General features: G+C 70.8%; 16 protein-coding genes and 1 riboswitch. Of the genes, 12 read left to right on the top strand and 4 right to left on the bottom strand.

Annotation, left to right across the window (positions count from 1 at the left end):
* The first annotated feature begins 7 nt into the window (after positions 1-7).
* Together AB0J74_RS38405 and AB0J74_RS38400 are read left to right on the top strand one after the other, a co-directional pair.
* Positions 8-1582 carry a hypothetical protein gene (locus tag AB0J74_RS38405; RefSeq protein WP_363458081.1) on the top strand — a complete coding sequence of 525 codons (1575 nt, stop codon included), beginning with the start codon at positions 8-10 and terminating at the stop codon, positions 1580-1582.
* A gap of 16 nt (positions 1583-1598) precedes the next feature.
* Complete coding sequence (locus tag AB0J74_RS38400; protein WP_363458079.1) at positions 1599-2519, top strand: 2-hydroxyacid dehydrogenase; 921 nt, start codon at positions 1599-1601, stop codon at positions 2517-2519.
* Here the strand turns inward: AB0J74_RS38400 and AB0J74_RS38395 are convergent.
* Positions 2513-2953 carry a PH domain-containing protein gene (locus tag AB0J74_RS38395; protein WP_363458077.1) on the bottom strand — a complete coding sequence of 147 codons (441 nt, stop codon included), beginning with the start codon at positions 2951-2953 and terminating at the stop codon, positions 2513-2515. The genes AB0J74_RS38400 and AB0J74_RS38395 overlap by 7 nt on opposite strands.
* Before the next feature lie 56 nt (positions 2954-3009).
* Here AB0J74_RS38395 and AB0J74_RS38390 point away from each other — a divergent pair, with 56 nt between their 5' ends.
* The 5 genes from AB0J74_RS38390 (at position 3010) to AB0J74_RS38370 (ending at position 8268) form a co-directional block, all read left to right on the top strand.
* Entirely contained in the window at positions 3010-4092 is a 1083-nt protein-coding gene (locus tag AB0J74_RS38390; protein ID WP_363458074.1) for an exo-alpha-sialidase, read from the top strand.
* The gene (locus tag AB0J74_RS38385) at positions 4089-4370 is read left to right on the top strand and encodes a ubiquitin-like small modifier protein 1 (RefSeq protein WP_363458072.1); all 282 of its coding nucleotides are present in this window, start codon (positions 4089-4091) and stop codon (positions 4368-4370) included. Before AB0J74_RS38390 ends, AB0J74_RS38385 begins: the two co-directional genes overlap by 4 nt.
* Positions 4371-4952: 582 nt before the next feature.
* Positions 4953-5345, top strand: a complete 393-nt coding sequence (locus AB0J74_RS38380) for a VOC family protein (protein ID WP_363458069.1) — start codon at positions 4953-4955, stop codon at positions 5343-5345.
* An 82-nt stretch (positions 5346-5427) separates the two neighbouring features.
* A complete protein-coding gene (locus tag AB0J74_RS38375; RefSeq protein ID WP_363458066.1) occupies positions 5428-6609 on the top strand; it encodes a PQQ-dependent sugar dehydrogenase in 1182 nt (393 codons plus the stop codon).
* 96 nt (positions 6610-6705) lie between these two features.
* Positions 6706-8268 carry a metallophosphoesterase gene (locus AB0J74_RS38370; RefSeq protein ID WP_363458098.1) on the top strand — a complete coding sequence of 521 codons (1563 nt, stop codon included), beginning with the start codon at positions 6706-6708 and terminating at the stop codon, positions 8266-8268.
* 556 nt (positions 8269-8824) lie between these two features.
* Here the strand turns inward: AB0J74_RS38370 and glyA are convergent.
* Both glyA and ilvD read right to left on the bottom strand, forming a co-directional pair.
* Entirely contained in the window at positions 8825-10093 is a 1269-nt protein-coding gene (gene glyA / locus AB0J74_RS38365; RefSeq protein ID WP_363458063.1) for a serine hydroxymethyltransferase, read from the bottom strand.
* Positions 10094-10116: 23 nt separating this feature from the next.
* Positions 10117-10205: riboswitch (ZMP/ZTP riboswitch) on the bottom strand.
* A 52-nt stretch (positions 10206-10257) separates the two neighbouring features.
* On the bottom strand, positions 10258-12105 hold the full coding sequence (gene ilvD / locus AB0J74_RS38360; RefSeq protein ID WP_363458060.1) for a dihydroxy-acid dehydratase: 1848 nt from the start codon (positions 12103-12105) through the stop codon (positions 10258-10260).
* 225 nt (positions 12106-12330) lie between these two features.
* Here ilvD and AB0J74_RS38355 point away from each other — a divergent pair, with 225 nt between their 5' ends.
* From AB0J74_RS38355 to serA, 5 genes are all read left to right on the top strand, one after another.
* Positions 12331-14718, top strand: coding sequence for a bifunctional diguanylate cyclase/phosphodiesterase (locus AB0J74_RS38355; RefSeq protein WP_363458095.1), 2388 nt, complete (start codon positions 12331-12333; stop codon positions 14716-14718).
* Positions 14719-14907: 189 nt separating this feature from the next.
* On the top strand, positions 14908-16788 hold the full coding sequence (locus AB0J74_RS38350; protein WP_363458057.1) for an acetolactate synthase large subunit: 1881 nt from the start codon (positions 14908-14910) through the stop codon (positions 16786-16788).
* Complete coding sequence (gene ilvN, locus AB0J74_RS38345) at positions 16788-17303, top strand: acetolactate synthase small subunit (RefSeq protein WP_363458055.1); 516 nt, start codon at positions 16788-16790, stop codon at positions 17301-17303. Before AB0J74_RS38350 ends, ilvN begins: the two co-directional genes overlap by 1 nt.
* A gap of 29 nt (positions 17304-17332) precedes the next feature.
* Positions 17333-18346, top strand: coding sequence for a ketol-acid reductoisomerase (ilvC, locus tag AB0J74_RS38340; RefSeq protein WP_363458052.1), 1014 nt, complete (start codon positions 17333-17335; stop codon positions 18344-18346).
* 143 nt (positions 18347-18489) lie between these two features.
* Entirely contained in the window at positions 18490-20088 is a 1599-nt protein-coding gene (gene serA / locus AB0J74_RS38335; RefSeq protein ID WP_363458049.1) for a phosphoglycerate dehydrogenase, read from the top strand.
* Positions 20089-20148: 60 nt separating this feature from the next.
* On the opposite strand, the gene AB0J74_RS38330 is transcribed toward serA, so the two are convergent.
* Positions 20149-20499: a hypothetical protein gene (locus AB0J74_RS38330; protein WP_363458046.1), complete on the bottom strand. Its 351-nt coding sequence runs from the start codon at positions 20497-20499 to the stop codon at positions 20149-20151.
* Positions 20500-20967 lie beyond the last annotated feature (468 nt).

The following is a 20967-nucleotide window of genomic DNA, read 5'->3' as shown; positions in this document are numbered from 1 at the left end:
GCCCGGCGTGGCGATCCTGACCGGGGCCGAGACCTCCACGCCCGCGGCGTCGCCAGCGTCTGGCCGCCGCCGGCCCAGTACCGCGGCGACGGTCGCGATCCTGCTCGGCGTGGCCGGCCTCGGCTACCGGTTGGCGGTCATGCTCGCCGGCGCCCCGCCGACCAACAGCGACGAAGGCACGATGGGCCTGGCCGCGCTGCACATCGCACAGGGTCGCGGGCTGCCGGTCTATTTCTACGGGCAGAACTACATGGGCACGCTCGAGGCCTACCTCGCGGCGCCGCTGGTGGCCTTCGCGCACGGGTCGGTGTTGGCGTTGCGGCTGCCCAACCTGTTGCTGTATGTCGGGTTCCTAGCCGCTATGTGGGGGCTGACGAGGCGGCTCTACACGCCGTGGTTCGCGACGGTCGTCGTGGGCATCCTGGCTCTTGGCTCCGACCGTGTCCTGAAAAATCAGGTCATCTCGGGCGGCGGATATCCGGAGATCAACGCGGCCGGTGCGGCGCTGATGCTGCTGGCCGTCGCCCTGCCGCGGCGACCGCGGACCCTTGGCTACGCCGCGTTCGGGCTGCTGGCCGGGCTCATGCTGTGGGTCGACTGGCTGGTCCTGCCCTATTTGGCCGCCGCGTCGTGCGTACTCCTGATGAAGAAGGCGTCCCGGCGGTCCTGGATCGCGCTGGCCGGCGGCGCCGTCCTGGGCGCCGCGCCGCTGTTGATCCATGATTTGACCTCGCCGTGGCGGCACAGCGCGGTGCCGACGTTCCTCGGCCTCAACGGCGGTGGACCCGACGCGTCGTGGGCCGATCGGCTGCACGGCGGCGTGCTGACCGGCATCCCGCTGTCGACCGGCATGTGTGCGCCGGGACGGTGCGAGCCGTGGCAGCTCTGGTGGGGGCCGGCGTGGCTGGTGCTCCTCGCGGTGGCGGGCTACGGCGCGTGGCGGCTGGTCCGGACGGATCGGCGACTGGCCGCGGGCCGGTTGGCCCTCGTTCTCGCCGCCCTGGTGAGCCTGCTGATGTACGTGCGCAGCAACGCGGCCGGCAACACCCCGCTCGAGAGCGGCCGCTATCTGCACTGCCTGCTGATCTCGACGCCGGCCGTGCTGTGGCCATTGTGGACTCTTCTGCTGGGCCGGGTGTCGCGCTGGTTCGGCGCGGCCGGGCTGGCCGTGGTGGCGTTGGCCGCGGTGGTGGCGACCGCTTCGGTGGTGCACGAGTTGCCGCGGATCAAGGCGGTCGACGACCGGCAGGTGGGTTTGCTCGCGGAACTCGACCGGCGGGGTGTGACGCTGGTCTACTCGGAGTACTGGACCTGCGACTACGTCGCCTACATCTCGGCCGAGCGGGTGCGCTGTGCGGTGATCGCGGCCGACCTGACGCCGGGCTTCGACCGCTTCCGGCCCTATCGGGACGCCGTCGCGGCCGCCCCGACGCGGACGTTCGCGCTGCCGGTGGACTCGGCGGAGAGCGCGGCGGTGCGCTCGTACCTCGACTCGCATGGTGTTCGCTACACCGCGTCGGTGGTGTCCGGTTACGACCTCATCCAGCCGGCGACCCGGGTCGATCTCCCACTGCCCGATTGACGGTAGCGTGAGCGGCGTGAAGGTCTGGATCCCCCACGAGAACGGCCGCGCGCTGCTTGGCCCGGTGCCGCCCTCGGTGACGCTGGAGGTCGCCGAGCGACCCGACCGCCTCCCGTCCGACCCGGCCGACGTCGTCTTCTGGGTGCCGCCGTTCCTGGCCCAGGCGGACTCCGTGCAACTGGCGGCGAAGATGCCGGCCCTGCGGGTGGTGCAACTGCTCAGTGCCGGCGCCGACGCCTGGTTCGGCCACCTCGCGCCGGGCGTGACGGTGCACGACGCCCGCGGCGTGCACGACTCGTCGACCGCGGAGTGGGTGCTCACGGCGATCCTGTCCTACCTGCGCGAGTTCCCGGGGTTCGCGCGCGCCCAGGCTCGACACGCCTGGTCCTATGCCCGTTATGCGCCGACCGACGAGCTGGCCGGCAAGCACGTCCTGATCGTCGGCGCCGGCTCGATCGGTGCCGCGATCAAGGCCCGGCTGGCTCCGTTCGAGGTGTCGGTGACGTCGGTCGCGCGTACCGCCCGCTCGGGTGTCCACTCGGTCGCCGAGCTGCCTTCGTTGCTGCCCGAGGCCGACGTCGTCGTGGTGATCGTGCCGTTGACCGCCGAGACCCGGGGCCTGATCTCGGCGCGCTTCCTGGCGTCGATGAAAGACGGCGCGCTGCTGGTCAACGCGGCCCGCGGCCCGGTGGCCGACACGGCGGCCCTGGTCGAGGCGGCAGCATCCGGCCGGATCGGGGCGGCGGTCGACGTGACCGAGCCCGAGCCGCTGCCGGCCGACCATCCGCTCTGGGACCTGCCGAACGTGTTGATCACGCCGCACGTGGCCGGCTCGGTGCGGGGCCTGCACCCGCGCGCCTACCGGCTGGTCGGCTCGCAGCTCCGCCGGTTCGTGGCCGGCGAGGAGCTGGCCAACGAGGTCGTCGCCGGCTACTGATCCTCGTTCTTGTTCTTGTGCCAGACGATGGGGTTGCCGCTGGCCGCGACCAGCCGGCTCACGTCGTCTTGCTTCACGGAGGCGAGGTTGACGGCGTAGCCGTCGCGCAGCAGGGCGACCGCCCGCCCGCGGTTGTCGGTGGCCAGCTCGCGAATCTCCGACCAGGGGATGCGCTTGGTCGCGAGCAGCCCACGCACCCGCAGCCCGGAAGCGTCGGCGTCGGTGCCAGACCGAAGAACCCAGACAAAAACGGCGATCGGGATCAGCAGCAGGGGTACGAAGGCCCAGCGCACCGGCGTACCGCCGTCGGCCGAGACCGCGTCACCCGGCAGGTTGGGGCCGAACGCGATCGGGAGAACACCAACGAAGGCGATAAACGCGGCAATCAAGATCGACTGATGCGGACGGAAACGTACCCGGTTCATGTCGGCCATTTTGGCACCTTCCCTTCGCGCCCTTTCTGTCGGTGGTCGCGCGCATACTCGTGCCCATGACCGTCCTCCTCGCGATCGGCACGAGCAAGGGCCTCTTCCTGGCGACCAGCGACAACCGGGTCGACTGGCAGGTCAGCGGTCCCCGCTTCCCGATGACTTCGATCTATGCCGTCGGCATCGACCAGCGCCGGGGCGTGCCGCGCCTGCTGGCCGGCGTCGACAGCTCACACTTCGGCCCGAGCGTGGCGACCAGCGACGACCTGGGCGAGACCTGGTCCGAGCCCGACCATGCGCCGGTCGCCTTCCCCGCCGACACCGACGCCTCCCTGGTCCGGGTCTGGCAGCTCACGCCCGGCCCGGCCGGCGAGCCCGACGTGGTCTACGCCGGCACCCAGCCCTCGGCGCTCTTCCGCTCCGAGGATGGCGGCCACACGTTCGCCCTGGTCCGTAGCCTGTGGGAGCACCCGCACCGCCCCGAGTGGGGCGCCGGCTTCGGCGGCCAGGCGATCCACACGATCCTGCCGCACCCGACCGAGCCGGCCCGGGTGCTGGTCGCGATGTCGACCGGCGGCGTCTACCGCACGAGTGACGGCGGCCAGACCTGGTCGCCCGGCAACACCGGCATCCGGGCAGGCTTCTTCCCCGACCCGTTCCCCGAGTTCGGGCAGTGCGTCCACAAGGTCGCCCGCGACGCCGGCGACCCGACCCGCCTCTACGCGCAAAACCACGGCGGCGTCTACCGCTCCGACGACGAGGGTGCGACCTGGGCCTCGATCGCCGACGGCCTGCCAAGCGACTTCGGCTTCCCGATCGTCACCCATCCGGCGCGGCCGTCGACCCTCTGGACCTTCCCGCTCGCCGCCGACAGCGAACGCTTCCCGGTCGACCACCGCTGCCGGGTCTTCCGCTCGACCGACGCCGGCACCTCCTGGACGGCCCTGTCGGCGGGCCTACCCACCGCCCCGTTCTACCCGACGGTCCTGCGCGACGCGATGTGCGCCGACAACGCCACCCCCGGCGGCGTCTATTTCGGCACCCGCTCCGGCGAGGTCTGGTCCAGCCGCGACGAGGGCGAGTCCTGGGTCCCGGTGGCCGCACACCTGCCCGACGTCCTATCCGTGCGGGCGGCCGAGCTATGACCGCGGTGACGGTGCTGCTCCCGGGCGTCCTCCGCGGCGAGGCGGCGGGCCAGAGCCACCTGACCATCGACGCCGCGGGCTCACTCCGCTCGGTCCTCGACGCGGTGGCGACAACCTGGCCCCGCCTCGACCGTCGCCTCCGCGACGAACAGGGCGAACTCCGCCGCTACATCAACATCTACATCAACGGCGACGACTGCCGCCGCTCAGCCGGCCTCGACACCCCAGTCCCGGCCGGCGCCGAGATCCAGGTCCTCCCCTCGGTGGCGGGCGGCTAGCAGCGCGGTTTCGACCGACAGGTCGCATCGCTTGTCTCGGGGGCGAGCAAGGCAGCCGTCCGCCCCGCTAGCCGGCCCGATGGCGTGGGCCGGGGTCGGGGCAGGGGTGGTGCCGCGCCGTTGGGGGCTGTTTGTCCGGGCCGGCCTGATGGCGTGGGTCGGGGTAGGGGTGGCGCCGCGCCGGTGGGGGCTGTTTGTCCGGGCCGGCCTGATGGCGTGGGTGGGGGTGGTGCCGCGCGCCGTTGGGGGCCGTTGTCGGAGTCGGCCCGATGGCGTTGGTCGCGGCGGCGGGCATGGCGGCGCCCGCCGGCCGCGCGTCGCGGCCGGTTTCAAATCGATGGTTGGCGTGGGCGGCTAGGCGAGGGTTGCGGCGCTCATGTTGCGGCCGGCGCCGGACGGACGTAGTGGGGATGACGGCCCACCTGTCGTGGCCTGCCGGCCCGCTTCGTCGCGACCTGCGACGGGCGAATCCGCCGTGCGGACCGTGCGCTCCGTAGCCGGGCCGCGGAACCGTGCCATCGACCTGAGGCCGAGCGGCGATTTTTCCTATCGGCCACCCGTCGGGCGGGTGACGATGGGTCCATGGAGTTTGTCACCGAACTGATTCCCCGCCTGGTCGTCGCCGACGGCGCCGGTGCTGTCGCGTTCTACCAGCGCGCGCTCGGCGCCGCAGAAGGGAAGCGCTACACAGACGTCGCGGGCCGGATCGTCCACACCGAACTCACCATCGGCAGTTCCCGGATCCACCTCAAGGACGAGGACGGCGGCGACCGCGCACCGACCTCGCTGGGCGGCACCCCAGTGATCATGCACCTCGGGGTCACCGACGCCGACATGGCGGCCAAGGCGCTGGTCGAGGCCGGTGCGACCGTCGTGTTCCCGGTCGCCGACCACGGCTACGGCATGAAGGACGGCCGGTTCGCCGACCCCTACGGCCACCTCTGGATCGTCTCGGAACCCATCGTCGAGAGCTGATCGACGGAACCGCGCGGGCGTGGCGGGGCTCCGATGATGCATGCGCATCGTCTTGTCAGGGAGCCCCGCTAGGCTGTGCCGGGTGACCGGCCATCCCTCGATCCGCCGCCGTGGCTTCGCCGTCGCCGCCGTGGCCGCCCTGCTGCTCGCGGCTTCCGGGTGTGCGTTCGGGCCGCCCGATCCCGACGCCGCGGGTGAGCCGCCCAACCTGCCGACACCCTCGGCGGAGCCGTCGGCGTCCGGTGCCGCGGAGCTCGACCAGTCGGTCGCGGTCTCGGTCATCGCCAAGGGGCTCGAGGTGCCGTGGGGCATCGCGTTCCTGCCCGACGGTGGCGCCCTGGTCACCGAGCGCGACACCGCGCGGATCCTGAAGGTCGGCCCCGAGTCCGACACCAACGGGCTCAAGGTGACCACCGCGCAGACGCTCGACGGCGTCGACGCGCAGGGGGAGAGCGGGCTGCTCGGCATCGCGGTCTCGCCGAAATACGAGACCGACAAGACCGTCTTCATCTACTACTCGACCGCCGACGACAACCGGGTCGCCAAGATGACCCTCGGCGGCCAGCCCAAGCCGATCGTCACCGGCATCCCGCTGTCCGGCATCCACAACGGCGGGCGGCTGGCGTTCGGGCCCGACGGCTACCTCTACGCCACCACCGGCGACGCGTCCGAGCGCGGGCACTCGCAAGACAAGGCCAGCCTGGGCGGCAAGATCCTGCGGATGACCACCGACGGCAAGCCGGCGCCCGGCAACCCGTTCCCCAACTCGCTGGTCTGGTCGATGGGCCACCGCAACGTGCAGGGCATCGCCTGGGACTCCGGCAAGCGGCTCTGGGCCACCGAGTTCGGCCAGAGCACCTGGGACGAGATCAACCTCATCCAGCCGGGCAAGAACTACGGCTGGCCCACCGTCGAGGGCAAGGCCGAGGGCGCCGACAAGGGCAAGTTCGTCGACCCGCTGGTGACCTGGCCGACCAGCGAGTCGTCGTGCTCCGGCGCGGCCGTGGTCGACCGGATCCTGGTCGCGGCCTGTCTCAAGGGCGAGCGGCTGTGGGCGATGGAACTCACCGACTCCGGCACGATCCTGGGCGCGCCGCGCCCGCTGCTCCAGGGCGAATACGGCCGGTTGCGCGCCGCGGCGGTCGCCCCCGACGGGTCGCTCTGGATCAGCACCTCCAACAAAGACGGCCGCGGCGACCCCAAGCCCGACGACGACCGCATCCTGCGCCTGGTGTTCTCCGGCGGCGGCGCGGGAAAGAGTTGATCGTGCCGGCGGCGGGGAATGATGGACGACGTGACTGAGGAGGCCGACGCGAAGCCGGCGCGGCGGGCCCGGGTCTGGGCGGCGACCCGCCGGGCCGTGGCGTCGCGACCGACCCGGCGCACCGGCGTGGTCCTCTCGATCCTGGCCGTCGCGCTGGTCGGCCTGGTCATCGGCGTCCTCCTCGGCGCCCGCGCCCAGACCGACATCGGCCCGTTCCAGGCCGACCTCTCGCTGCGCCCGGCGACCAGCGGCGAGACCGAGGTGGTGGTGCCGCCGCTGGGCGCGCTACACATCGACAGCCACGACGGCCCGCTTCGGTTCACCGTGCGGCTCGGCGCCCTCGACCAGGACCGCACCCAGGCGCTGATCAGCGACCCCAACGGCATCGCCCGGGCCAGCCAGAGCGTGGTCGACGATCTGCAGGGCGGCCTCCTGCGGCTGGGCTTCCGGACGGTCGCGGTCGCCGTACTCGGTGCGATCGCCCTCGGTTTGCTGGTCTTCCGCAACACCCGGCGCGCGGCCTGGTGCGGCGGCGTCGCGTTGCTGGTCACCGCGGGCACCTTCGGGCTCGCGGCCGGCACCCTCAGACCGGATTCGATCGAGCAACCGAGGTACGAGGGCCTGCTGGTCAACGCGCCCGCGATCGTCGGTGACGCGCGCCGGATCGCCCAGGACTACGGCAAATACGCCGAGCAGCTCAAGACCATCGTCGCCAACGTCAGCCGGATCTACACGACGGTCAACCGCCTGCCGATCTACGAGCAGGTCGACGGCGGCATCCGCATCCTGCACATCTCCGACCTGCACCTCAACCCGTCGGCCTGGCCGACCATCCGCACGGTCGTCGAGCAGTTCGACATCGACGCGGTGATCGACACCGGCGACATCACCGACTGGGGTTCCGAGCCCGAAGCCGCCTACGTCGGTTCGATCTCCCTGCTCGGCGTCCCTTACGTCTACATCCGCGGCAACCACGACTCGTCGAAGACGGCCGCCGCGGTAGGCCGCCAAGCCGGCGCGGTCGTCCTCGACAACCAGGTCGCCGACGTCGCCGGCCTGCGCATCGCCGGCATCGGCGACCCGCGCTTCACCCCTGACAAGGAGACCTCACCGGCCGGCTCTGGAAGATCAAGGCAGGTCATCGAGCAGGTGTACGACGCCGGCGCCCGACTCGCCGCCACAGTCAAGGCCAGCGGCAAGCCGGCCGACCTGTGCCTGGTGCACGACCCGGAGTCGGCGCCCGCGCTCAACGGCGTCTGCCCGAACATCCTCGCCGGCCACATCCACCACCGCGAGGTCCGCATGCTGCCGGCCGGCCCGACGATCCCCAACCCGAGCCGGGTGCTGGTCGAGGGCTCGACCGGCGGCGCCGGCCTGCGCGGCCTGGAGGGCGAGCAACCCACGCCGCTGCAGATGTCGGTCCTCTACTTCGACGACGCCAAGAAGCTCCAGGCCTACGACGACATCCAGTTGGGCGGCACCGGCCAGGCCCAGGTGACGCTCAACCGCTCGGTCATCGCCCGCCCCCCGGCCAAGCCGACCCCTACCCCGACGGCGCCCACCCCGACGGGCACGCCGCCGGACGACACCACCGCGCCCCCGACCGAGCCCGTCGAACCGCTCTCGACGACCCCATCCGGAACCCCGGCCCGCCGCTGATCGTGGCGGGCGGGATCCCGTCAATGAGGGGTCTCCAACTGGGCGGCCGCCCGGGCATACACCTCGGTGCCTGGTTTCGACGCTGGGCCATGTCGGGCCCATCGTCGTCGCCAGCGCCCGGTCAGCGGCCTTCGGCGTCACCCAGATACACGCCGGAATACCCGTGATCAGGGCTGCCCCGCCACTTGGCGGTGATCGGAGGGCCGGTCGGTCGGCGGTTCAGCGGTGGGCGGTGATCGGTGCGCCAGCCGGGCCGCGGTCGGGGGTGGGCGGCGATTGGAGGGCCAATCGGGCATACGGTGGGCGGTCGGGGGTGGGCGGCGATCGGAGGGCCAGCCGAGCCGCGGTCCGCGGATAGATCCCCCGACGCGTCTCCTGTGCCATCTGCGCACCACGCGACCAGCGGGGTTTGGGGTGTGGGCGACCGGCGGCGGACCTGGCAGCGGAGCGTTGTCTGGCGGGAGCGACGGTCGTGCCCACCGCGGACCCGAGCCATCCCCTCCTCGAGACCCCTACGGTTGGGCGGCGTGCGACCGCCGCCCAACCGCTGCGCGGGTCAGGCTGCCCGGTACCCCGGCATCGGGAAAGCGGAGAGCAGGTCACGGACCTCGCCGGCGATGCGGTCGATGGTCGCCTCGTCGTCCTTGAGCGCGGCCGTGACCGTCTCGTCCATCCAGGCCGCCACCTGGGGCATGTGTTCCTCGGTCAGGCCGCGGGTGGTCAGGGCCGGCGTGCCGAGCCGGATGCCGGACGGGTCGAACGGCTTGCGGGTGTCGAACGGCACCGTGTTGTAGTTGAGTTCGATGCCCGCCCGGTCGAGTGCCTGCGCCGCCGGCTTGCCCGCGATGCCCTTGCTGGTCAGGTCGGCCAGGATCAGGTGGTTGTCGGTGCCGCCGGAGATCAGGCTGAAGCCGTGGTCGGTCAGGGCGGTCGCGAGGGCCGCGGCGTTGGCGACCACCTGATGCGCATATTTCCGGAAATCGGCGGTGGCGGCCTCCTTCAACGACACCGCGATCGCCGCCGTGGTGTGGTTGTGCGGGCCGCCTTGCAGGCCGGGGAAAACCGCCTTGTCGATGGCCGTCGCGTGTTCCGCGGTCGTCATGATCATGGCGCCGCGGGGGCCGCGCAGGGTCTTGTGTGTCGTCGTGGTGATGACGTCGGCGTGGCCGACCGGCGACGGGTGCGCGCCGCCCGCGATCAGGCCGGCGATGTGTGCGATGTCGGCGACCAGGATCGCGCCGACCTCGCGGGCAACGGCGGCGAAACCCGGAAAATCAATCGTCCGGGGTACGGCGGTGCCGCCGCAGAAGATCACCTTGGGACGCTCGGCGCGGGCCAGGTCGCGGACCTGGTCGAGGTCGACCCGGCCGGTCTCCCGGTCGACGTCGTAGCGGACCGGGTTGAACCACTTGCCGGTGGCCGACACCGACCAGCCGTGGGTCAGGTGGCCGCCCATCGGCAGCGACATGCCCATCACGGTGTCGCCGGGCTTCAGGAACGCCAGGTAGACGGCGAGGTTGGCCGGCGAACCCGAGTAGGGCTGGACGTTGGCGTGGTCGACACCGAACAGGCTCTTGGCCCGGTCGATCGCCAGCGTCTCGATCGGGTCGATCAGCTGCTGGCCCTCGTAGTAACGCTTGCCCGCGTAGCCCTCACTGTATTTGTTCGTCAAAACGGTGGAACTGGCCTCGAGCACCGCTTCGGAGACGTAGTTCTCGGAAGCGATCATCCGCAGCTTGTCGTGCTGGCGGGTGGCCTCGGCCTCGATCAGCGCGGCGAGATCGGGGTCTTCGGCGGCGAGGTGGGGAATCGGTGGCACGTGCACGGCAGCCTCCTGAGGCGTCGAGAACGCCACACCCAGGCGCGCGGTGCGTCGTTGCCTGCGGTCGCTCCCCGGTGGTCAGTTCCACCTCGCTGCGCCAGTCGCGAGTACCCGCAAATGCTAGCCGAGCCGGCGGCCGCCCGGGGCGGCCGCCGGGTAACGACGAATTACTCCGGCACCTTGCGGTAGGCGCCGTCACTGGCCGAGGTGGCCATCGACGCGTACGCCCGCAGCGCCGCCGACACCGTGCGCTGGCGGTCGACCGGCGTGTAGGGCTTGTCGCGCTTCTCCTGCGCGACCCGGCGCGCGTCGAGCACGTCGTCGGGCACGTCGAGGGTCAGCGACCGGGACGGGATGTCGATCACGATCTCGTCGCCGTCTTCGACCAGGGCGATCAGGCCGCCGCCGGCCGCCTCCGGGGAGACGTGGCCGATCGACAGGCCGGACGTGCCGCCGGAGAAGCGGCCGTCGGTGATCAGCGCGCACAGCTTGCCGAGCCCGCGGCCCTTGAGGAACGAGGTCGGGTAGAGCATCTCCTGCATACCGGGACCGCCGCGCGGGCCCTCGTAGCGGATGACCACGACGTCACCCGGCTGGATCTCCTTGGCCAGGATGCCGTCGACGGCGGCCTCCTGCGACTCGAACACCTTGGCCGGGCCGCGGAACCGCCACAGTTCCTCGTCGACGCCGGCCGTCTTGACGACCGAGCCTTCCGGCGCGAGGTTGCCGTGCAGTATGGCCAGCCCGCCGTCGGCGGTGTAGGCGTGCGCGAAGTCGCGGATGCACCCGTCGGCCGCGTCGGTGTCCAACGTGGACCATCGGTTCTCCGTCGAGAACGGCTCGGTGGTGCGCACGCCGCCGGGCGCCGCGTGGAACAGCTCGAGCGCCGCGTCGGAGGCGGAGCCGCCGCGGATGTCCCACTCGGCCAGCCACGTGTTCAGGTCGGGGGAGTGCACTGAGTGCACGTCGGTGTTGAGCGCACCGCCGCGGGCCAGCTCGCCCAGGATGGCGGGGATGCCGCCGGCGCGGTGCACGTCTTCCATGTGGAACTTCTGCGTGTTGGGTGCGACCTTCGACAGGCACGGCACCCGGCGCGAGATCGCGTCGATGTCGGTGACGGTGAAGTCGAGTTCGGCCTCGCGCGCGGCGGCCAGCAGGTGCAGCACCGTGTTGGTGGAGCCGCCCATCGCGACGTCGAGCGCGACCGCGTTCTCGAACGCCGGCCGGCCGGCGATGGCGCGCGGCAGCACCGAGGCGTCGTCGCCGTCGTAGTAGCGGCGGGCCAGGTCGACGACCGTGCGGCCGGCGTCGGTGAACAGCTTGCGGCGGGCCGCGTGGGTGGCCAGCGTCGAGCCGTTGCCGGGCAGCGACAGGCCGATCGCCTCGGTCAGGCAGTTCATCGAGTTGGCGGTGAACATCCCGGAGCAGGAGCCGCAGGTCGGGCAGGCCGACCGCTCGATCTCGCCGAGTTCGGCGTCGGTCACCTCGTCGTTGGACGCGGCGATCATCGCGTCGATCAGGTCGAGCTTGTTGCCCACCACGCCGTCGACGGCGATCGTCTTGCCGGCCTCCATCGGGCCGCCGGAGACGAACACGGTGGGAATGTTGAGCCGCAGCGCGGCGATGAGCATGCCCGGCGTGATCTTGTCGCAGTTGGAGATGCAGACCAGGGCGTCGGCACAGTGCGCGTTGACCATGTATTCGACCGCGTCGGCGATCAGCTCGCGGCTGGGCAGCGAGTAGAGCATGCCGCCGTGGCCCATCGCGATGCCGTCGTCGACCGCGATCGTGTTGAACTCGCGGCCCACGCCGCCGGCCTCGGCCACCGCGTCGGCGACGAGCGCGCCCATGTTGCGCAGGTGCACATGCCCGGGTACGAACTGCGTGAAGCTGTTGGCGATAGCCACGATCGGCTTGCCGAAGTCGTCGTCGGTCATCCCGGTGGCCCGCCAGAGGGCCCGGGCGCCGGCCATCGTCCGTCCGTGTGTCGAAGTTCTGGAGCGCAGCTCAGGCATGTTGTCAAGTCTCGCACCGCGCGACCGGTCGAGCGCTCCGCAGGTACGGCATACGTCCACCAGACGGGACGGGTGGCGCGGTGAATTGCGTCATATGCCGGAATGCGCCGTAGGTGTCAGTATGGTGCACGTCGCACACAGAGTCCCCCACGCGTTGTTCGCATCCGGCACAGTTGATGCGTGCACTTCGGGACCGGTGCGGCCCTCGCAGCCGCCGCAGGCACCTTGGCGGCCGCGGTCGTCACGGTCCTGTTGGTCTCGTCCGCGCGGGCCCGCGTCGGCGCCGCCCGCCAGGCCCACCTCATGCTCGCGATCGGCAGCGCCCTCGCGGCGCTGACCACGGCCATCGCGCTGGTCGGCGTCCTCACGTTCGCCGACCAGTGGGGCCATCACCAGCAGGCGCGCACCACCCTCGCGATCGGCATCGGCATCGGCAGCGCGGTGAGCGCCGGCGTGATGTGTGCCGGCCTGCTGCGGCTGCCGTGGGCCGCCGGCACCCGGCGGATCGCCGGCCGGCACCTGCTCGACGCGCTGGTGATCGCGTTCGCGCTCTGGTTCGTCGGCTGGGTGCTGGTCTCCAAGCCGACACAGATCTTCGGCGCCAACACACCGCGCCCGTGCGTCGGCATCTTCATCGCCGCCGCGGCCGCCGCCCTCGCGGTCGGCATCGTCGCGATCGTCACGATGCGCGGCGCCGGTTCCCGGCTGCGCCTGCTGCTGATGGGCTGCGGCGCGATCTCGGTGGCCGCCTGTGGCGTCGGCCTCACCGCCGGCCTCTGCCAGGGCGGCCCGGGCCTGGCCACGCTGAGCGGCGTGGTGATGCCGGTCGCGCTGATGGTCGTCGCGTTCGCCGGCCGCGGCGTCGACACCGAGGCGATCGCCGAGCTCGACGTGATCCGCCGCGGCACCTCCTACGCGTTCGTCCCGATGCTGGGCATGGCCATCTCCGGCATGGTGCACGTGATGATCGGCGGCCAGTTCACCGCGATGGGCATCGCGCTCGGCAGCCTCGTCGGGTTCGCCCTGGTGGCCCGGCAGTTCGTCGCGCTGCGCGACGTGCGCAGCTACGCGATCCGGCTGCAGGACGGTGAGGCGCACTTCAAGGAGTTGGCACACACCGACCCGCTGACCGGCCTGGCCAACCGTCGCGGCCTGCTCCGCGCGCTGGCCGAGGAGGTCGAGCCCGGCAAGCCGTGCGTGCTGCTCGGCCTCGACCTCGACGGCTTCAAGAACGTCAACGACATGCGCGGCCACGACGTCGGCGACGACGTGCTGGTCGAGGTCGGTCAGCGGCTGCGGATGAACCTGCGCCCCGGTGACGTTGCCGCCCGGCTCGGCGGCGACGAGTTCGCGGTGCTGATGTGGGCCCGGCCGCACGAGGCCCAGGGCGCGGCCGAGCGGCTGCTCCGGGTGCTCAACAAGCCCTACGAGCAGGCGTCCGGCCGGGTGTTCCTGAGCGTCAGCATCGGCGTCGCCGGTGGCGAGACGGCGTCCGACGAGTCAACCCTGCTCCAGCACGCCGACCTGGCGTTGCGCTACGCCAAGCAGCGCGGCAAGAACCGGGTCGAGCGCTACCACGCCTCCTACGACCAGCTCCTGCGCCGGCGCACCACGCTCGAGCACGAGATGCGCGGCGCGATCGAGCGCGGCGAGCTGCACCTGGCGTTCCAGCCCGTGGTGATCATGCCGTCGGTCCAGCCGGTCGGTGCCGAGGCGCTGATCCGCTGGCACCACCCCGAGCTGGGCGCGATCCGGCCAGACGAGTTCATCCCGATGGCCGAAGAGTGCGGCATGATCGCCAAGATCGGCGCCTGGGTGCTCCACCAGGCCTGTCACCAGCTCTCCCGCTGGCTGACCGACGGGCACGACGTCTGGGTCAGCGTCAACGTCTCGCCGCGCGAGCTGCACGCCCCGGAGTATGTCGACCAGGTCGCCGAAGCGCTCCGCGCCCACCGGGTGCCGCCGCAGCGACTGGTGCTCGAGGTCACCGAGCACGCCGTGGCCACCGACCTCGACGAGCTGATCAAGCGGCTGCGGGCGCTGCGCGCGATCGGGGTGCGCATCGCGCTCGACGACTTCGGCACGGGCTACTCCTCGCTCGGCCAGCTCCGCCGGCTGCCGATCGACATCCTCAAGATCGACCACAGCCTGGTCGCCGAGGCCGAGCCGGGCAGCGACCTGGTGATCCCGCCGATGGTCACGCTGGCCGGCGGCCTCGACCCGCTGGGCAACCTGAAGCCGACCCGGCCCAAGGGTGGCCCGCTGGTCGACATCGTGGTGCGGTTGGGCCACCGGCTCGGCCTCGAGGTGATCGCGGAGGGCGTGACCAACCAGAACGAGCTCGCGGCCGTCGTCGACGCCGGCTGCCGTTTCGGTCAGGGCCAGCTCTTCGGCTGGGGCGTCCCGGCCGAACACCTCGAAGCGATGCTCGACGCCGCGACGTCGCGCGGAGCCCGACGGGACAGAACCACTCTTTCGAGTACGGTCGGCGAAAAGTTGGCTGATCGCCCGGCATGCGGGGAGCTCGCGCCGCCCGCGCAGCGGACGGCTGCGACACCCCCGGTCCAAGATGTGGGATCAGTTGACTCATCCCGCGAGATACGCCAAAGTTAGGTCCATGTCGCCACGCTGGTCGTCTCGAGTACTTATCTGAGCGCACTCTCACCCCAGAGAGTGCGCTGGCCCCGTGCATTTGCACGAGGGCCATTTTTGTGCCCAGACGCACGTGACCCGGATCACCGCGGTCGCCGCAACGAGATCGTCAACACCACACGAGCGCAGAACCGAGCGAAGGCACCCGCCATGACGAGACCCACTCCCGAGACCATCGCCCACCGGATCCATGCCACGCCGGCCACGGTCGCCGCGCAGGCCGCGCACGGCGGTCACGCCGAGCGGTCCCAGCCGGCCGAGCCGCGCGTGCCGGCCCAGCCCGCACCGGTAAAGGTCACCGGCGCACAGGCCCTCGTCAAGTCGCTCGAGTCGCTCGGCGTCGAGGTGGCATTCGGGATTCCCGGCGGAGCGATCCTCCCGGCGTACGACCCGATCTACGACTCGTCGGTGCGCCACATCCTGGTCCGTCACGAGCAGGGCGCCGGACACGCCGCCACGGGTTACGCGCAGGCCACCGGCAAGGTCGGCGTCTGCATCGCCACCTCCGGCCCGGGTGCCACCAACCTGGTCACCCCGATCGCCGACGCCTACATGGACTCGGTCGCGATCGTGGCGATCACCGGCCAGGTCGCGCGGCCGGCCATCGGCACCGACGCGTTCCAGGAAGCCGACATCCAGGGCATCACGCTGCCCATCACCAAGCACAACTACCTCGTGCAGACCCCCGAGGAGATCCCGCAGATCCTGGCCGAGGCCTTCCACCTGGCCAGCACCGGCCGGCCCGGCCCCGTCCTGGTCGACGTGCCCAAGGACGTGCTCCAGGCGCAGACCACCTTCACCTGGCCGCCGACCCTCGACCTGCCGGGCTACCGGCCGACGATGCACCCCCACGGCAAGCAGATCCGGGAGGCGGCGCGGCTGATGAGCAGCGCCAAGCGCCCGGTGCTCTACGTCGGCGGCGGCGTGCTCAAGGCCGGCGCCACCGAAGGGCTGCTCAAGCTGGCCGAGCTCACCGGCATCCCGGTGGTCACCACGCTGATGGCGCGCGGCGCGTTCCCCGACTCGCACCCGCAGCACCTGGGCATGCCCGGGATGCACGGCACCGTCGCCGCGGTCTACGCGCTGCAGAAGTCAGACCTGCTGATCGCCCTCGGCGCCCGGTTCGACGACCGGGTGACCGGCCAGCTCGACTCGTTCGCGCCGGACGCCGCGATCGTGCACGCCGACATCGACCCGGCCGAGATCGGCAAGAACCGCGCCGCCGACGTCCCGATCGTGGGCGATGCGAAATACGTGATCGAGGAACTGCTCGGCGCCATCGCCACCGAGCAGGCCGCGGGCCGCACGGGTGACCGCACCGCGTGGTGGGCCCAGCTCGACGACCTGCGCCAGCGTTACGGGCCGGGCTACGACGAGCCGACCGACGGCACCCTCGCGCCGCAATACGTGATCGAGCGGATCGGCAAGCTGGTCGGGCCGGACGCGATCTACTGCGCGGGCGTCGGCCAGCACCAGATGTGGGCGTCGCAGTTCATCAAATACGAGAAGCCCTACACCTGGCTCAACTCCGGCGGCGCCGGCACGATGGGCTACGCCGTCCCGGCCGCGATGGGCGCCAAGGTCGGCATGCCGGAGACGGCGGTCTGGGCGATCGACGGCGACGGCTGCTTCCAGATGACCAACCAGGAGTTGGCCACCTGCGCGCTGGAGCGCATCCCGATCAAGGTCGCGGTGATCAACAACGGCAACCTCGGCATGGTGCGCCAGTGGCAGACGCTGTTCTACGGCGAGCGCTACTCCAACACCGACCTGGGCACGCACAAGCACCGCATCCCCGACTTCGTGAAGCTGGCCGAGGCACTCGGCTGCGTCGGGCTGCGCTGCGAGACCAAGGAAGACGTCGACAAGACGATCGAGGCGGCGATGGCGATCAACGACGCCCCCGTGGTCATCGACTTCGTGGTCGGCAAAGACGCCATGGTGTGGCCGATGGTGGCCGCCGGCACGAGCAACGACGAGATCATGTTCGCCCGCGGCGTCCGCCCGGCCTTCGACGAGGATGAGTTGTGATGTCCAAGCACACACTGTCAGTGCTCGTGGAGAACAAGCCCGGCGTCCTGGCCCGGGTGTCGGGGCTGTTCTCCCGGCGCGGCTTCAACATCGACTCGCTCGCGGTCGGCGAGACCGAGCATGCCGAGATCTCCCGCATCACGATCGTCGTCAACGCCGACGAGTCGCCGTTGGAGCAGGTCACCAAGCAGCTCAACAAACTGGTCAACGTCCTCAAGATCGTCGAGCTCGACCCGGTGCAGTCCGTGCAGCGCGAACTCGTCCTGGTCAAGGTGCGTGCCGACCGGTCGGTGCGCTCCCAGGTGCTCGAAACGGTCAACCTGTTCCGGGCGCGCGTCATCGACGTGGCTTCCGACACGTTGACCATCGAGGCGACCGGCACAGCAGACAAGCTGGACGCGCTCCTGCGCGACCTCGAACCGTTCGGGATCAAGGAGATGGTCCAGTCCGGGATGGTCGCGATCGGGCGCGGATCACGTTCCATCACGACCGGGCCGGCGCTCCGCGCCGCCTGACCGACAGCACCACACGCGAGAGGGAAGTCATGACCGCTGAGGTTTTCTACGACGACAACGCCGATCTGTCGATCATCCAGGGCAAGAAGGTCGCCGTCCTGGGCTACGGCAGCCAGGGGCACGCGCACGCGCTGTCGCTGCGCGACTCGGGCGTCGACGTCGTGATCGGCCTGCCGGCCGAGTCGAAGAGCCGGGAGAAGGCGCAGGAGCAGGGGCTGCGGGTGGAGACGCCGGACGTTGCGTCCGCCGAGGCTGACGTGATCATGGTGCTCGCACCCGACACCGCCCAGCGCAAGCTCTACGCCGAGGCGATCGAGCCGAACCTCACCGAGGGCAAGGCGCTGTTCTTCGGCCACGGCCTCAACATCCGCTATGGCTTCATCACCCCACCGGCCAACGTGGACGTCGCGATGGTCGCGCCGAAGGGCCCGGGTCACCTGGTGCGCCGGCAGTACGTCGACGGCAAGGGCGTGCCGGTGCTGGTCGCCGTGGAGCAGGACGCCACCGGGGGCGCGCTCGCGCTCGCTCTCTCGTACGCGAAGGCGATCGGCGGTCTTCGCGCCGGCGGCATTAAGACCACGTTCAAGGAAGAGACCGAGACGGACCTCTTCGGCGAGCAGGCCGTCCTTTGTGGAGGCGCCTCGGCGCTGGTGCAGACCGGCTTCGAGGTGCTCACCGAGGCCGGCTACGCCCCGGAGATCGCCTACTTCGAGTGCCTGCACGAGCTCAAGCTCATCGTCGACCTCATGTACGAGGGCGGCATCGCCCGGATGCGTTACAGCGTCTCGGACACGGCCGAGTACGGCGACTACTCGCGCGGCCCGCGGGTCATCGACGCCCGCGTGAAGGACGAGATGCGCCGCATCCTCGGCGAGATCCAGTCCGGTGAGTTCGCTCGTGAGTGGATCGCCGAAGACGACAACGGGCGCCCCAACTTCACCAAGTGGCGTCAGGAGGGCGCGGCTCACCCGATCGAGGAGACCGGCCGCAAGCTGCGCGGAATGATGAGCTGGGTGGACCGCCCGATCACTGAAACAGCGTGACGACCGACACGCCCTAACAGCGTGAAAGCTCCCGTTGTGAGGGCAAACACGCCCTAGGGACGACATGGGGCGCCGGCCCGGCGCCTACCATTCCAACGGTAGGCAGCCGCTGCCGGCGCCCTTTCCCTAATTTACGAGGACCTATGACTCCCGTCGTTCTTATCGCCGAAGAACTGGCCCCCGCCGCAATCGACGTGCTCGCACACGACTTCGACGTCCGACACGTCGACGGCTCCGACCGCGAGGCGCTGCTGCCCGCGCTGGCCGAGGCCGACGCGGTGATCGTTCGCAGTGCCACCCAGATCGACGCGGCCGCGATCGCCGCCGCGCCGCGCCTGAAGGTGGTCGCCCGCGCGGGCGTCGGCCTCGACAACGTCGAAGTGCCGGCCGCCACCGCGCGCGGCGTCATGGTGGTCAACGCGCCGACGTCCAACATCGTCTCCGCGGCCGAGCAGGCGGTCGCCCTGCTGCTCGCGGTCGCGCGCAACACGGCGAGCGCGAGTTCCGCGCTCAAGGCGGGGGAGTGGAAGCGGTCCAAGTACACCGGTGTCGAGGTCCAGGGGAAGACCGTCGGCGTGGTGGGGCTCGGTCGCATCGGCGTGCTGTTCGCGCAGCGGATCGCCGCGTTCGGCACGCGACTGATCGCCTACGACCCCTACGTGCAGCCGGCCCGGGCCGCGCAACTCGGCGTACGCCTGGTGGGTCTGGAGGAGTTGCTGCGGGAGAGCGACTTCATCTCCATCCACCTGCCGAAGACGCCGGAGACCGTCGGCCTGATCGGTGAGAAGGAACTGGCGCTGGTCAAGCCCGGCGTCCGCATCGTCAACGCCGCACGCGGCGGGCTGATCGACGAGCAGGCGCTGGCCGACGCCATCGCCGAGGGCCGGGTCGGCGGTGCCGGCATCGACGTCTACAGCAAGGAGCCGTGCACCTCGTCGCCGCTCTTCGCCTTCGACAACGTCGTCGCCACGCCGCACCTGGGCGCCTCCACCGCAGAGGCGCAGGACAAGGCCGGCCTCGCCGTCGCCCGCTCGGTCAAGCTGGCTTTGCAGGGCGAGTTCGTGCCCGACGCGGTCAACGTGCAGGCCGGCGGCATCGTCGCCGAAGACGTGCGCCCGCTGCTGCCGCTCGCCGAGAAGCTCGGCCGCGCGTTCACCGCGGTCGCCGGCGGCGTCGCGGCCAGCGTGACCGTCGAGGTCAGCGGCGAGATCCTGAGCAACGAGGTGTCGGTGCTCAAGCTGGCCGCCACCAAGGGCCTGTTCGCCTCCGTGGTCGAGGAGCAGGTCACCTACGTCAACGCGCCGCACATCGCGGCCGACCGGGGCGTCGAGGTCGACCTGGTCACCCTGCCGGACACCACCGAACACCCGACCCTGGTCACCGTACGCGGCGCGCTGCCCGACGGTCGCTCGGTCAGCGTCTCCGGCACGGTCACCGTCTCCGGCACCCGTGAGATCGCGAAGCTGACCGAAGTGGACGGTTTCGCGCTCGAGCTGGCCGCCGACGGCATCCTGCTGTTCTTCCGCTACGCGGACCGGCCCGGCGTGGTCGGCGCGATCGGTTCGATCCTCGGCGAGTCCGGCGTCAACATCGCCGCCATGCAGGTCGCCCGCCGCGAGGCCGGCGGCGAGGCGCTGATGACGCTGACCGTCGACTCGTCGGTCGACGCCGAGCTGCTGGCCTCGGCCCAGACGGCGATCGGTGCGGGTGCGGCGAGCGCTGTGGATCTGCGTACCGAGTAGTTCTTGCGCACGAAAACGGGACGGGTGGCTGCCTTTGCCGCCCGTCCCGTTTCGTATATGTCAGGAGGACATCGCTCCCGGCGGGTAGACCGTGCCGCCCTGGGGGTCGAACAGCATCAGCCCGTGCTTGCCGGCGAGCTCCTCGACCGTCAACAGCACCTCGTCCGGGCACTCCTCGTCGAGTTTCATCTCGACGTGGTCGGTCGCCACATGCAGGGGCGTGACCGCCCACGGCGAACCGTTCGTGTCCCGGTCCGGGTACACCGCCGTCATCGCGGCGTAAAACTCGGCGATCTTCCGATGCGGGGCGCCGTCAACGTGCTCGCCCTGCTGGCACAGCTCAAAGGCCGCGCCGACATCGTCTGCCGAGGCGTCCAGGTCCATCGCCCAGACCACCAGATCGAAACTCACGGGCATACCTTGCCATCCAGCGAACGCGAGATGACGACTGCCCCATCCACGACACGCGGTGCATACTGACCCTTGCGTCCCCGCGCGTCGAATCGATAGCGTGGTCGAGCGGTTACGCAGTGAGGTCTTCGGCCGATCTTCGGGTGATCAGGCCGTCGTCAAACTCGTAACCACCCTCGGTGGTGCGCAAGCCAGCGCACACGATCGTTGATCAGCTCCCCGTCGCCATTGCCGAGGCGGCGGGGGGCTGATTTGGTTTGCGGTTGATTTTTTGGTTGCGGTGGCAATGGCGAGGTTGCTGGCTGGGCTCGGGCGCTGCGTGGCGCCTAGTAGCTCGTGTCGCGCGGCGCGGTCCGGCTCGCTTCGCATTGCCGGCTCACCGCCTTCGAGGACGCTGACGACCGAGTTCGTCGTGCCGAGGTCGATGCCGACCGCACGTGCCATGGCTTACTTCCTTACGTCAAGTTG

The sequence above is a fragment of the Asanoa sp. NPDC049573 genome, assembly GCF_040676615.1.
Taxonomy (GTDB): domain Bacteria; phylum Actinomycetota; class Actinomycetes; order Mycobacteriales; family Micromonosporaceae; genus Asanoa.
Note: the sequence above shows the minus strand (reverse complement) of the source record. Positions and strands in the feature narration are given on the sequence as shown.

What these genes read in the sequence shown, in the direction of transcription:
- AB0J74_RS38395 (WP_363458077.1), bottom strand. Translation starts at nt 2,953, where the DNA reads ATGGCCGACATGAACCGGGTACGTTTCCGTCCGCATCAGTCGATCTTG.
- AB0J74_RS38390 (WP_363458074.1), top strand. Translation starts at nt 3,010, where the DNA reads ATGACCGTCCTCCTCGCGATCGGCACGAGCAAGGGCCTCTTCCTGGCG.
- AB0J74_RS38385 (WP_363458072.1), top strand. Translation starts at nt 4,089, where the DNA reads ATGACCGCGGTGACGGTGCTGCTCCCGGGCGTCCTCCGCGGCGAGGCG.
- AB0J74_RS38380 (WP_363458069.1), top strand. Translation starts at nt 4,953, where the DNA reads ATGGAGTTTGTCACCGAACTGATTCCCCGCCTGGTCGTCGCCGACGGC.
- ilvD (WP_363458060.1), bottom strand. Translation starts at nt 12,105, where the DNA reads ATGCCTGAGCTGCGCTCCAGAACTTCGACACACGGACGGACGATGGCC.
- AB0J74_RS38350 (WP_363458057.1), top strand. Translation starts at nt 14,908, where the DNA reads ATGACGAGACCCACTCCCGAGACCATCGCCCACCGGATCCATGCCACG.
- ilvN (WP_363458055.1), top strand. Translation starts at nt 16,788, where the DNA reads ATGTCCAAGCACACACTGTCAGTGCTCGTGGAGAACAAGCCCGGCGTC.
- ilvC (WP_363458052.1), top strand. Translation starts at nt 17,333, where the DNA reads ATGACCGCTGAGGTTTTCTACGACGACAACGCCGATCTGTCGATCATC.
- serA (WP_363458049.1), top strand. Translation starts at nt 18,490, where the DNA reads ATGACTCCCGTCGTTCTTATCGCCGAAGAACTGGCCCCCGCCGCAATC.